This window comes from Bacillus sp. CPT56D-587-MTF (assembly GCF_058792335.1).
The window spans coordinates 125,001-137,592 of the sequence record NZ_JBYTEF010000001.1; the positions used below are offsets into that span (position 1 = coordinate 125,001).

The following is a 12,592-nucleotide window of genomic DNA, read 5'->3' on the forward strand; positions in this document are numbered from 1 at the left end:
CAAGCAGTTAGGCTGATAAGTAGGCAAATCCGCTTATCGTAAAGGCTGAGCTGTGATGGGGAAGCTCCTTATGGAGCGAAGTCTTTGATTCCCCGCTGCCAAGAAAAGCTTCTAGCGAGATAAAAGGTGCCTGTACCGCAAACCGACACAGGTAGGCGAGGAGAGAATCCTAAGGTGTGCGAGAGAACTCTGGTTAAGGAACTCGGCAAAATGACCCCGTAACTTCGGGAGAAGGGGTGCTTTCTTAACGGAAAGCCGCAGTGAATAGGCCCAAGCGACTGTTTAGCAAAAACACAGCTCTCTGCGAAGCCGTAAGGCGAAGTATAGGGGGTGACACCTGCCCGGTGCTGGAAGGTTAAGGAGAGGGGTTAGCGTAAGCGAAGCTCTGAACTGAAGCCCCAGTAAACGGCGGCCGTAACTATAACGGTCCTAAGGTAGCGAAATTCCTTGTCGGGTAAGTTCCGACCCGCACGAAAGGTGTAACGATTTGGGCACTGTCTCAACCAGAGACTCGGTGAAATTATAGTACCTGTGAAGATGCAGGTTACCCGCGACAGGACGGAAAGACCCCGTGGAGCTTTACTGTAGCCTGATATTGAATTTTGGTACAGTTTGTACAGGATAGGCGGGAGCCATTGAAACCGGAGCGCTAGCTTCGGTGGAGGCGCTGGTGGGATACCGCCCTGACTGTATTGAAATTCTAACCTACGGGTCTTATCGACCCGGGAGACAGTGTCAGGTGGGCAGTTTGACTGGGGCGGTCGCCTCCTAAAGTGTAACGGAGGCGCCCAAAGGTTCCCTCAGAATGGTTGGAAATCATTCGTAGAGTGCAAAGGCATAAGGGAGCTTGACTGCGAGACCTACAAGTCGAGCAGGGACGAAAGTCGGGCTTAGTGATCCGGTGGTTCCGCATGGAAGGGCCATCGCTCAACGGATAAAAGCTACCCCGGGGATAACAGGCTTATCTCCCCCAAGAGTCCACATCGACGGGGAGGTTTGGCACCTCGATGTCGGCTCATCGCATCCTGGGGCTGTAGTCGGTCCCAAGGGTTGGGCTGTTCGCCCATTAAAGCGGTACGCGAGCTGGGTTCAGAACGTCGTGAGACAGTTCGGTCCCTATCCGTCGTGGGCGTAGGAAATTTGAGAGGAGCTGTCCTTAGTACGAGAGGACCGGGATGGACGCACCGCTGGTGTACCAGTTGTTCTGCCAAGGGCATAGCTGGGTAGCTATGTGCGGAAGGGATAAGTGCTGAAAGCATCTAAGCATGAAGCCCCCCTCAAGATGAGATTTCCCATAGCGTAAGCTAGTAAGATCCCTGAAAGATGATCAGGTTGATAGGTTCGAGGTGGAAGCATGGTGACATGTGGAGCTGACGAATACTAATAGATCGAGGACTTAACCATATAATATGTAGCAATGTTATCTAGTTTTGAGAGAACATAAAAAACTTGTTGACTTTTAAAGTAAATAAGTTATAATAATGATTGTCTCAAAAGAATAATGTCTGGTAATGATGGCAGAGAGGTCACACCCGTTCCCATACCGAACACGGAAGTTAAGCTCTCTAGCGCCGATGGTAGTTGGGACCTTGTCCCTGTGAGAGTAGGACGTTGCCAGGCAATATTATTCCGCAGTAGCTCAGCGGTAGAGCTATCGGCTGTTAACCGATCGGTCGTAGGTTCGATTCCTACCTGCGGAGCCATTGGAGAGCTGTCCGAGTTGGCCGAAGGAGCACGATTGGAAATCGTGTATACGTCACAAGCGTATCAAGGGTTCGAATCCCTTGCTCTCCGCCATAGGATTTATAATATTTGGCCCGTTGGTCAAGTGGTTAAGACACCGCCCTTTCACGGCGGTAACACGGGTTCGAATCCCGTACGGGTCACCACTTTGGAGGATTAGCTCAGCTGGGAGAGCACCTGCCTTACAAGCAGGGGGTCGGCGGTTCGATCCCGTCATCCTCCACCATATAAATTTTATATGAATAGTATTATCGCGGGGTGGAGCAGCACGGTAGCTCGTCGGGCTCATAACCCGAAGGTCGCAGGTTCAAATCCTGTCCCCGCAACCAAATGGTCCCGTGGTGTAGTGGTTAACATGCCTGCCTGTCACGCAGGAGATCGCCGGTTCGACCCCGGTCGGGACCGCCATTTTAATAAGGCTCGGTAGCTCAGTCGGTAGAGCAGAGGACTGAAAATCCTCGTGTCGGCGGTTCGATTCCGTCCCGAGCCACCATTTATTTTAATAAAATACGCCGGCTTAGCTCAATTGGTAGAGCAACTGACTTGTAATCAGTAGGTTGGGGGTTCAAGTCCTCTAGCCGGCACCATGTAAGTTTCGGAGGGGTAGCGAAGTGGCTAAACGCGGCGGACTGTAAATCCGCTCCTTCGGGTTCGGCAGTTCGAATCTGCCCCCCTCCACCATTTACATAGGGGCATAGTTTAAAGGTAGAACTGAGGTCTCCAAAACCTCCAGTGTGGGTTCGATTCCTACTGCCCCTGCCAAATATATTTACACAACATGGCGGTTGTGGCGAAGTGGTTAACGCACCGGATTGTGGCTCCGGCATTCGTGGGTTCGATTCCCATCAGTCGCCCCATTTTTATTTTAAAAATTACAAATAATCTAATGGATACTTACATATAATTAAGTAAGAATTCGATGGGCTATAGCCAAGCGGTAAGGCAACGGACTTTGACTCCGTCATGCGCTGGTTCGAATCCAGCTAGCCCAGCCATTTTTGCGGAAGTAGTTCAGTGTTAGAATACAACCTTGCCAAGGTTGGGGTCGCGGGTTCGAATCCCGTCTTCCGCTCCAATAAAATTTAATATGGCGGCATAGCCAAGTGGTAAGGCAGAGGTCTGCAAAACCTTTATCACCGGTTCAAATCCGGTTGCCGCCTTTTCTTTTGTGCCGATGTGGCGGAATTGGCAGACGCGCACGACTCAAAATCGTGTTCCTTCGGGAGTGTCGGTTCGACCCCGACCATCGGTATCATGAACGGCGTAATAAAAGACTCTACACCAAATGTGTAGAGTCTTTTTATGTTTTCATCATACTATAAAATAAGCAAAAATGGTGTGTTGGTGAAATGGTTATAAATGATTAAGGTAAACTTATTCATTTAGTACATGCGATACAGTTGGGGAAAGCTACAAAACAATAAAGGGATAAATTTTTATCCCTTTATATAATTTCATTATTTTATAGAGAATTTCTCCAACCTGGTGACATGAAGTTAAATCCGACGCCACCAGTAGATATTAGTACATGATCAGCTGTTAATTTCGTAATTTCTAAGAACTTCTTTTCAAACTCTTCTCTGTTGTATTTGTACATAGTTGAGTGGCATGACCACATGTGCGTTGAAGTACTCAACCAGTCTCCTAATTCCTTTAATTCAGGAAACGACTCAAATCGAATTGGTTCATCTAATTTCATGAATCTCACTTGATAGATAGTTGGGTTTAACTTCTCTCCTATTCCTTTAAAAGCATGTGATTTTTTGTCTTTGGAATGTGTCATAATTCACCCTCCATCTTTTCTTCAAATTTTTTCCTATTTTTATTATACAACAATAGAAAACAATTATGGGAATAATATGGAAATGTTTATTGGCAATATAAAAAGACTGTAACAGAAATGTTAGAGTCTTTTTGTTAAATTATACTATGTGCTTCTAAAATTCGTAATAAACGTAGGAATTCATGTATAATATAACTTGTCGAAAGAACAAAATGATAGTGATTTATATTATGTCTGTAATATGAATCAAAAATGAACTTTTTATATTTCTTTTAAAAATGTGTTGAACACACATTATATTTCATATTAATATTTTTATGTAGATTTAAAACGGGAAAGAGAGTGGAAAGTATGGGCCGTAAATGGAACAATATTAAAGACAAAAAAGCATCAAAAGATGCAAATACAAGCCGTATATACGCGAAATTTGGGCGTGAAATTTATGTGGCAGCAAAACAAGGCGAGCCAGATCCAGAATCAAACCAAGCACTAAGAGTTGTATTAGAGCGTGCGAAAACATACAATGTTCCAAGAACAATTATTGATCGTGCAGTTGAAAAAGCAAAAGGCGGTTCAGAAGAAAATTATGACGAGCTTCGTTATGAAGGATTCGGACCAAATGGAGCTATGGTTATTGTAGATACACTTACAAATAACGTAAACCGTACTGCAGCAGATGTACGAGCTGCATTTAGCAAAAATAGTGGTAATATGGGTGTGAACGGTTCTGTAGCTTACATGTTTGATGCGACAGCTGTTATCGGCCTTGAAGGTAAAACATCAGATGAAGTTCTTGAAATTTTAATGGAAGCAGATGTAGATGCACGTGACATTCTAGAAGAAGAAGATTCTGTTATCGTGTATGCTGAACCAGATCAATTTCATGCAGTACAATCTGCACTTAAAGGTGCTGGCGTTGAGGAGTTTACAGTTGCAGAATTAACAATGCTTGCACAAAGTGATGTAACACTTCCTGAAGATGCTCAAGCACAATTTGAGAAAATGGTTGATGCATTAGAAGATTTAGAAGATGTTCAACAAGTTTATCACAACGTAGACTTAGGAGAGTAATACGATAGATGACCCTTTTCGCTTAGCGGATAGGGTCTTTTTTATGAAGTTAATTAAGGTGATGAAGTATTAAAGGTATTTTGTTGTAGGTAGGGAATATAATTATAGGGATATATAAAATATTCATTATCTCTAGGAGGCTTAATATGGAACATAAGACACCAAAGCATATCGTTGCTGTAGCCGGTTATTTAACAAATGGAAAAAATGAAGTGTTATTAACAAAAGTGCACTGGCGAGCTGATACGTGGGAGTTGCCAGGAGGACAGGTAGAAGAAGGCGAAGCGCTCGATCAAGCTGTCTGTAGGGAAATAAAAGAGGAAACAGGGTTAACGGTGAAGCCTATCGGAATTACAGGCGTTTATTATAATACTTCTATGCATATTCTAGCTGTTGTTTTTAAAGTAGCATATATAAGTGGTGAAATAAAAATTCAACCTGAAGAAATACAAGAGGCTAAATTTGTTGATTTAAATGAAGAGAACATAGATGAGTATATAACGCGTCCTCATATGAAATCCAGAACGCTTGATGCAATGAGAGCAACACATTTTATTCCGTATGAAACGTGGGAAGTACAGCCGTATAATTTAATAGGAAGATTGTAAAGAAAAGAGTAGCCGATTTGAGATACATTCGAATCACTACTCTTTTTTTGTATACTGTTTAAGAAAAAGGTCAAAATAATAGTAGCACTAGTATTGATTTTGAGAACGTTTGTTCTGTATAATAAATCTATATGTTATATACATTTAGATTACTAGATAGTCAAAAGTATATATATTTGTAGATGATATAATTAAAGTGTAAAGTGAAAATATAATAGTCTTAAGGGTTTCTCTTTTATTGGTTATTCGTACTTTAACATAACCTATATTCAATATTTCAGATGAATAGTAGATAAAAAAAGACTGTGATACAATACTTTTTTATCCCACTATTTGCTAGGCAGTAAGCTTGATTAATGAGGACCGATTAAAGTTTCACTTTATACCTTACAATGATGTAAGGTACGTGTAAGAGAAATCGATGGGATATTTTTTTACAACAATGTATTCTTAAAGTAAGAGTTATATGCTGTGTGGAAAAGAGGTGTTCAAGATGAAAGAACGAGTATTATCTAGGGTGAACTATCATCAAAAAGTTGCATTAAATCCAATGACTAAACTTTTTTATAAAGCCATTATATTATTATTATTGTTAAGTTGTACGTTATTATTCATTGGAAATGTAATGATTGAGAAAAGTGATATTAGTAAATTACATGTACCGGCTAAGTTAGAGGTGCCAGAATCATTAACACATGCATTTATTGCGACAGAAGATAAAAGATTTTATCATCATAACGGTTTAGATTATATAGCAATTATTAGGGCCTCTGTTGAGAATATAAAGGCTGGTGGTGTCGTGCAAGGAGGAAGCACAATTACACAGCAGCTATCTAAAAATGCCTTTTTAACGAATGAACGTACATTTTCTCGGAAGTGGAAAGAGATTTTTTATACGAAAAAAATTGAACGCACATTTACGAAGGATGAAATATTAAAATTATATGTAAGTAATATTTATTATGGAGAAGGAGCATGGGGAATTGAAAAAGCAGCAAACCTTTACTTCGGTAAAAAGGTGAACCAATTAACGTTGGCTGAAAGTGCAATGATGGCTGCTGTAGTAAAAGCACCTGCTTATTACTCACCTGCCCAAAATTATGATAAAGCAGTAGAGAGACGTAATGTCGTTTTGAGACTAATGGAGAAAGAAGGCTATATAAGCCATGATGAGTATGTTCAAGCAGTTAGTGAGAAATTGGTAATTCGTCATGATATAAAAATAGAGCAGTCGATGTTAAATAGCGCGCGTAAAAAAGCAGTAAGTTAAGAGAAGTTCCTACAGAGGAGCTTCTTTTTTTGAATAAATTGTGACAAATTGTGACACAATATCGTCACAATTATTGTGTTTTTGTAATTTATGTGAGCGTGTTCATTGCGTGACGTATATAAGTGTTGATATTATGTGTATTGTGTACAATGCTGTATACAGAATATGAATTTAAAGAGGAATGTATATGAAATCAAATAAACTCATGGCTCTTGGTATAGTTTTTTCTATCGCAGTATTGATTGTAATTGGAACAATTGCGTATAGCATCATAAATGACAAAAAAGATAAAGGGAATGAGATGTTTGCTTATTCTACGCAACAATCTTTAGGGAAAGATGATGCTCCAGTTAAGGTAGTTGAATTTGGAGACTTTAAATGTCCTGCTTGTCGTACTTGGGATGTAACAGTATTACCTCGATTAAAAGAAGAGTATATTGATAAAGGCAAAGTGCAGTTATACTTTATTAACTTCCCATTTATCGGAAAAGACTCAGATTTAGGTGCAGCAGCTGGTGAAGCAATTTATAAACAAGATAAAGATTCATTCTGGATTTTCTATGATGAGATTTATCAAAATCAAAAGAAAGATACGGAAGAATGGATTACAGAAGATTTGCTTCTTAGCATTGTGAAAGAGAAACTTCCAAAAGTTGATGTAGAGCAATTTAAGAAAGATTTACACAGTAAAGACATTAAAGAAAAAGTAAGTAAAGATTCAGATCGTGCTCAAAAATTAAAAGTTCAAGGTGCTCCTTCTGTATATGTAAACGGAAATCTTGCAAATCCTGATTTTGATAGTATGAAGAAGGCAATTGATAAAGAATTGAAAAAGTGATGAGGTCTCTCATCACTTTTTCGACTTTTTTCGATAAAATTCTTGCCTCTACTTTTTTTACATGCTATACTATTTTACATAAGTTATTCTAATATCTTATATGTAATTCATATTTGCGGGTGTAGTTTAGTGGTAAAACAAGAGCCTTCCAAGCTCTGGTCGAGAGTTCGATTCTCTTCACCCGCTCCAAATTTTATTAAAAGTTTTTCTATAAATTGTGATCAACGCAGTGTTTCGTTTCCGAGATAAACGAGGCATTGCGTTTTTTAATGTTTGAAAAATATAATTACATGCGAAAATAGAAGTAAATGATAGTATTCCAAACGTGAATTACTAACCAATAGAGTGGTTACATAAGGGGTGGATTCATCTGAGGAGGCGATTAAGAGTGGATTTTGAACAATTAAAGCAAGATGTAATTGCGTATAGTAAAACAATTGGCATAGATAAAATAGGCTTTGCGAGCGCTTCTCCTTTTGAGGAATTAAAGCAGCGCTTAATCCAGCAACAACAATTAAATTATCAATCTGGATTTGAAGAGCCTGATATAGAGAAGAGAACGAATCCGCAACTGTTATTACCGGGTGCTAAATCAATTATTGCGATTGCTTTAGCATATCCTTCAAAATTAAAAAATGCACCATTAAGTAAGCGTGGAGAACGCCGTGGGATTTTTTGTCGTGCTTCTTGGGGACAAGATTATCATCTTGTTTTACGAGATCGTTTGAAAAAATTAGAGGCATATTTAATTGAAAAACTTCCCGATATAGAAGTGAAGTCCATGGTTGATACAGGTGAATTAAGTGATCGAGCTGTATCAGAGCGTGCTGGTATTGGATGGAGCGGTAAAAACTGCTCTATTATTACACCTGAATTTGGTTCGTACGTATACTTAGGGGAAATGATTACAAATGTTCCATTCCCGCCAGATAAGCCGATAGAAGATCAATGCGGAGGCTGTACGAAATGTATCGATATTTGCCCTACCGGTGCTTTAATACAGGGGGGACAGTTAGATTCGAAGAAGTGCATTGCGTTTTTAACACAAACGAAAGGATTCCTACCTGAAGAATATCGCGATAAAATAGGAAATCGCATATATGGATGTGATACGTGTCAGACTGTTTGTCCGAAAAACAAAGGAATGGATTTTCATAATCATCCTGAGATGGAGCCGGATCCTGAGCTAGTTAAACCATTATTAACGCCACTTTTAACAATTAGTAATCGTGATTTTAAAGAGAAATATGGGATTATGTCAGGGTCATGGAGAGGGAAAAAACCACTGCAAAGAAATGCGATTTTAGCATTAGCACATTTTAAAGAAGCATCGGCAATTCCAGATTTAATTGGTGTTATGAAAGATGACCCAAGACCGGTACTACGCGGAACGGCAGCATGGGCACTTGGGAAAATTGGCGGAGATGGAGTAGGCGAAGCGATTGAGAAAGCGATGGAACGTGAGAAAGATGAAGAAGTGCTTCATGAAATGAATCGCGGGCTTGAATTGTTAGCACAGAAAAAAGAGTAGATAATATTTCCCTTTTTCATATTGTAATATGGGAGGGAGACAGAATGGTTGTAAAAACGAAGATTGAAAACCAAGTACAACAATTTTTAGCATATATAACGGAGAAAAGAACGAATGTGGATGGTATTGCTGAGGATTTACTACAAATGGCACTGAGAAAGAAACAATTGTTTCAAAGGCGTAGTGCACATATAGTGAAAGCAACTGCGGATGTTTCTTTCATTAGACAATTAAATAGTAATGACCATCAAGAAATTGATTATCAAATACATTTTAAATATTTAATTAAGCATAAAGAATTATTTTATATTGAAGAGGAACAATTAAAACGAAGAGTTTGTTTAAATAATAGTCGAATTATAGGCGATTCTGCTATTGAAGTGTCAGAAGAAATTAGAATGGGTGAGACATTAGAAAGGGATATTACGAAAGAGAAGTACGGTTCTTATCAGTATAATCGTTTAGAGGCAGTGAAATATGCAGAGCGTTGGTGGGATGACCGGAATCCTATGTATCGTAATTTCCCTGATAATTGTACGAATTTCATTTCTCAATGTCTTCATACTGGAGAAGTACCTATGAACGGGTATCCTAATATTCGTAAAGGATGGTGGCAAAGGGAGAATCAGTGGAGTTGGAGCTGGGCTGTTGCACATTCTTTTTATTGGTATTTGTCAGGTGCTACAACAGGACTTCGAGCAGAGGCGGTAGAGAGGCCAGAAGAACTTATTCTTGGAGATGTCATTGCTTATGATTTCGAGGATGACGGAAGATGGAATCATACGACGATTGTAGTAGCAAAAGATGCAGATGGTATGCCGCTTGTAAATGCACATTCAGCGAATAGCCGTCGACGTTATTGGAACTATGAAGACTCTAGTAAATATACACCACAAATGAAATATAAATTCTTTCATATTATTAATGGGTAGAGATTTTTCGCTCAAGTGGTATAATACGTAGTAGACAAAAAACAGAGGTGAATATCGCGTGGGAGTACATGTTGTTTTATATCAGCCAGAAATTCCAGCAAATACAGGGAATATTGCTCGTACTTGTGCAGCAACTGGAACAGAATTACATTTGATTAGACCGCTTGGATTTTCAACGGATGATAAAATGTTAAAGCGTGCAGGATTAGATTATTGGCAGCACGTAAAAATTACGTATTATGATTCAATTGAAGAATTTTATGAAAAAAATAAAGACGGTGAATTCTTCTATTTAACAAAGTATGGCGAGAAAGCTCATACAGCGTTTGACTATAGCAAGCGTGAGAAGGATTACTATTTTGTATTTGGAAGAGAAACAAACGGCTTACCAGCTAATGTAATCGAAGAAAACTTTGATCATTGTTTACGTATTCCAATGACAGATAAAGTACGTTCATTAAATTTATCTAATACAGCAGCAATTTTAATTTATGAAGCGTTCCGTCAACAAAATTACCCTGGATTAGATTTAGAAATCGTTTATTAAAAGTCGCCATATGGCGACTTTTTTTTATAAAATAAAAATAATATATAATCATACATTTAAAAGAGAGGACATAATCATATAGAATGGGATATATGATTAAAAATAGATAAGACGGGTTGAGATAAATATGAAGGAAGAATATAGTAATCAAAATACCTTTTTAAGTATGATAGATATGGATTTAATTAGACAAGGATTATTACATGCTATTCAAGATTTAGTATTCATATTGAAAGTTATTGATAATGAAACGTTTCAATATATGTATGTGAATAAAATAGGAATGGATTATGCTAGGTTAAGCGAAGAGTGCTATGGAAAAACTTTTGCAGAAGTATTACCAAAAGATATAGCGGGGATATTGCAAAGGCAATATGCAAAAGTAGTGAGAGAAGCGAAAGCACACACCTTTTGTGATGTAGTCAATTTACCAAAAGGTGAGATACATTATGAATCTTCACTTAATCCTGTCTGCGACGAAGAAGGAATATGTCAATTTGTTATTTGTATTACAAGAGATATTACAGCTCAAATTGAGGAGAAGACAAAGATAGAGGAAAAACAAATGTTATTTAAGTCGTTACTGGAATATAATAATGACTCAATTATATCTATAGATTCTATAGGGAGAGTTACATATGCAAATCCGGCAACGTATGAAATATTTGGATACCGGTATGAGGAATTAAATAATAAATTTATTTTTGAATTCATTAATAAAGAATATGAAAAAGATTTTCAAATTATATTTAAGGGATCGATGCAAGGAAAAGCAAAACAAATTGTTTCAAAGAAATATGTTCATAAAGAAGGGTACGAGCTATATATTTCTTTGAGAACTATCCCGATTATTGTGAACGGTGAAATTGTTGGGATTTATATTGTTACGAGAGATGTTACAAGGCAAGTATTAAACGAAATGCGAACAGAATATTTAGCTTACTATGACCAGTTAACGGGATTAATGAATAGAATTTCATGTACAAATAAGTTAAATACTTTTTTAAATGAGAGTGTAAATTTTGCGCTTGTATTTATAGATTTAGATGAGTTTCATCGTATTAATGATACATTTGGTCATAAAGAGGGAGATAAAGTATTACAAAAAGTTACAGAATGTTTAAGCAATCTAAAAATAGAAGGTATGCACTTATTTAGAGAACACGATGATCAATTTGTTATGTTGATAGAAAATATAACGAAAGAATATGTAGAGGAAGTTGCAAAAAGCATACTGAAAAATATTAGTGAATATTTTGTAATCGAAGAAGAAGATGTATATTTAAGTGCATCAATTGGAATTGTAATGGCTCCAGCAGATGGAGAAGATGAAAAAATACTATTTCAGAGGGTCGATGCTGCTTTAGAAAAAGCAAAAGAAAAAGGAAAAGGACATTATCATTTTTATTGTAGTGGATTAGACTGTGAGCGTGAACAAAGGTTTATAATAGAAAACCAGTTACATCGTGCTATAGAAAAAAATGAATTTTTCTTATATTATCAGCCACAAATTAATATTGAAACGAAAAAAATAGCTAGTATGGAAGCTTTAATAAGGTGGGAGAATAAGGAATTAGGATTTGTTTCTCCAAACCAATTTATTCCGTTGGCAGAAAGAACAGGATTTATTATTAAGCTCGATGAATGGGTAGTAAATCAAGTGTGTCAGCAACTGCGCGAATGGTTAAATAAAGGATATGAAGTGGTCCCAATTGCGGTTAATATTTCAGCTAGACACTTTCGTTCTATTACATTAATAGAGATGATTACACGGGCTTTAAATAAGTACAATGTATCAGCTCATTTATTAGCGATAGAGGTTACAGAAGGAGCTCTTATACATAAAGATATATCAAAGAGAGTGTTACTACAATTAAAAGAACAAAATTTAAAGATTCATTTAGATGATTTTGGAACAGGCTATTCATCTTTAAGTTATTTAAAAACATATCCAATTGATACTTTAAAAATTGATCGTTCTTTTATGGAAGGTATACATATAGATGAACGTGATACGAATATTACAGCTGCAATTATTCATTTAGCTCATACTTTAGAATTGAATATAATTGCAGAAGGAGTAGAAAAAAAGGAGCAAATACAGTTTTTGAAAGAAAAGAATGTGAAGCTTGTACAAGGTTATTATTATAGCCGACCACTATCCAAATATGATATGGAAAATATGTATTATAAATAAAAAAATGATGTGCTAAAAGCACATCATTTTTTATGTGTACCTGGTTTGTCATTGTAACCGGATGTAAAAATA

9 protein-coding genes, 16 tRNA genes and 2 rRNA genes (1 of these 27 running past the window's edge) are annotated in these 12,592 nt (G+C 37.5%); 26 read left to right on the forward strand and 1 reads right to left on the reverse strand.

The genetic code is table 11. From position 1 onward, the window contains the following. The 17 genes from AC3WVZ_RS00625 to AC3WVZ_RS00705 all read left to right on the forward strand — a co-directional run. Positions 1-1,404: ribosomal RNA gene (locus AC3WVZ_RS00625) — 23S ribosomal RNA — on the forward strand (it extends 1,518 nt beyond the left edge of the window). Between the two features lie 100 nt (positions 1,405-1,504). Continuing rightward, positions 1,505-1,620 (forward strand): 5S ribosomal RNA (gene rrf, locus AC3WVZ_RS00630). An 8-nt stretch (positions 1,621-1,628) separates the two neighbouring features. Next, positions 1,629-1,703 (forward strand) — tRNA-Asn (locus AC3WVZ_RS00635). Between the two features lie 2 nt (positions 1,704-1,705). Beyond that, positions 1,706-1,797, forward strand: a tRNA-Ser gene (locus AC3WVZ_RS00640). Positions 1,798-1,814: 17 nt separating this feature from the next. Then, positions 1,815-1,889, forward strand: a tRNA-Glu gene (locus tag AC3WVZ_RS00645). A gap of 4 nt (positions 1,890-1,893) precedes the next feature. Then, a tRNA-Val gene (locus AC3WVZ_RS00650) sits at positions 1,894-1,969 on the forward strand. Positions 1,970-1,995: 26 nt separating this feature from the next. Further along, positions 1,996-2,072 (forward strand) — tRNA-Met (locus AC3WVZ_RS00655). Positions 2,073-2,075: 3 nt separating this feature from the next. Beyond that, positions 2,076-2,151, forward strand: a tRNA-Asp gene (locus AC3WVZ_RS00660). Between the two features lie 9 nt (positions 2,152-2,160). Continuing rightward, a tRNA-Phe gene (locus tag AC3WVZ_RS00665) sits at positions 2,161-2,236 on the forward strand. 18 nt (positions 2,237-2,254) lie between these two features. Beyond that, positions 2,255-2,330 (forward strand) — tRNA-Thr (locus tag AC3WVZ_RS00670). A gap of 10 nt (positions 2,331-2,340) precedes the next feature. Then, positions 2,341-2,424, forward strand: a tRNA-Tyr gene (locus AC3WVZ_RS00675). A gap of 7 nt (positions 2,425-2,431) precedes the next feature. Further along, positions 2,432-2,505: transfer RNA gene (locus AC3WVZ_RS00680), tRNA-Trp, on the forward strand. A 19-nt stretch (positions 2,506-2,524) separates the two neighbouring features. After that, positions 2,525-2,600, forward strand: a tRNA-His gene (locus AC3WVZ_RS00685). Between the two features lie 63 nt (positions 2,601-2,663). After that, positions 2,664-2,738: transfer RNA gene (locus tag AC3WVZ_RS00690), tRNA-Gln, on the forward strand. Between the two features lie 5 nt (positions 2,739-2,743). Further along, positions 2,744-2,818: transfer RNA gene (locus tag AC3WVZ_RS00695), tRNA-Gly, on the forward strand. Between the two features lie 14 nt (positions 2,819-2,832). Next, a tRNA-Cys gene (locus AC3WVZ_RS00700) sits at positions 2,833-2,903 on the forward strand. Between the two features lie 10 nt (positions 2,904-2,913). Beyond that, positions 2,914-2,995: transfer RNA gene (locus AC3WVZ_RS00705), tRNA-Leu, on the forward strand. Between the two features lie 210 nt (positions 2,996-3,205). Here the strand turns inward: AC3WVZ_RS00705 and AC3WVZ_RS00710 are convergent. Then, positions 3,206-3,526: a DUF3884 family protein gene (locus AC3WVZ_RS00710; protein WP_000149743.1), complete on the reverse strand. Its 321-nt coding sequence runs from the start codon at positions 3,524-3,526 to the stop codon at positions 3,206-3,208. Positions 3,527-3,877: 351 nt separating this feature from the next. On the opposite strand from AC3WVZ_RS00710, the gene AC3WVZ_RS00715 reads away from it, so the two are divergent. The 9 genes from AC3WVZ_RS00715 to AC3WVZ_RS00755 all read left to right on the forward strand — a co-directional run bounded on the left by AC3WVZ_RS00715 (position 3,878) and on the right by AC3WVZ_RS00755 (position 12,520). Beyond that, positions 3,878-4,597 (forward strand): YebC/PmpR family DNA-binding transcriptional regulator, encoded by a 720-nt coding sequence (locus AC3WVZ_RS00715; RefSeq protein WP_000532952.1) that lies wholly within the window; start codon positions 3,878-3,880, stop codon positions 4,595-4,597. Positions 4,598-4,743: 146 nt separating this feature from the next. After that, entirely contained in the window at positions 4,744-5,205 is a 462-nt protein-coding gene (locus AC3WVZ_RS00720) for an NUDIX hydrolase (protein ID WP_000400469.1), read from the forward strand. A 493-nt stretch (positions 5,206-5,698) separates the two neighbouring features. Next, complete coding sequence (locus tag AC3WVZ_RS00725) at positions 5,699-6,475, forward strand: transglycosylase domain-containing protein (protein WP_000664715.1); 777 nt, start codon at positions 5,699-5,701, stop codon at positions 6,473-6,475. Positions 6,476-6,662: 187 nt separating this feature from the next. Further along, a complete protein-coding gene (locus tag AC3WVZ_RS00730) occupies positions 6,663-7,313 on the forward strand; it encodes a DsbA family protein (RefSeq protein WP_000841307.1) in 651 nt (216 codons plus the stop codon). Between the two features lie 115 nt (positions 7,314-7,428). Continuing rightward, positions 7,429-7,502: transfer RNA gene (locus AC3WVZ_RS00735), tRNA-Gly, on the forward strand. A gap of 199 nt (positions 7,503-7,701) precedes the next feature. Further along, positions 7,702-8,844: a tRNA epoxyqueuosine(34) reductase QueG gene (queG, locus tag AC3WVZ_RS00740; RefSeq protein ID WP_000345206.1), complete on the forward strand. Its 1,143-nt coding sequence runs from the start codon at positions 7,702-7,704 to the stop codon at positions 8,842-8,844. Between the two features lie 44 nt (positions 8,845-8,888). Then, complete coding sequence (locus tag AC3WVZ_RS00745) at positions 8,889-9,776, forward strand: amidase domain-containing protein (protein ID WP_000260591.1); 888 nt, start codon at positions 8,889-8,891, stop codon at positions 9,774-9,776. 58 nt (positions 9,777-9,834) lie between these two features. Beyond that, complete coding sequence (gene trmL, locus AC3WVZ_RS00750; protein ID WP_000538147.1) at positions 9,835-10,323, forward strand: tRNA (uridine(34)/cytosine(34)/5-carboxymethylaminomethyluridine(34)-2'-O)-methyltransferase TrmL; 489 nt, start codon at positions 9,835-9,837, stop codon at positions 10,321-10,323. 127 nt (positions 10,324-10,450) lie between these two features. After that, a complete protein-coding gene (locus AC3WVZ_RS00755) occupies positions 10,451-12,520 on the forward strand; it encodes a sensor domain-containing protein (protein ID WP_000657173.1) in 2,070 nt (689 codons plus the stop codon). Positions 12,521-12,592: the final 72 nt, after the last annotated feature.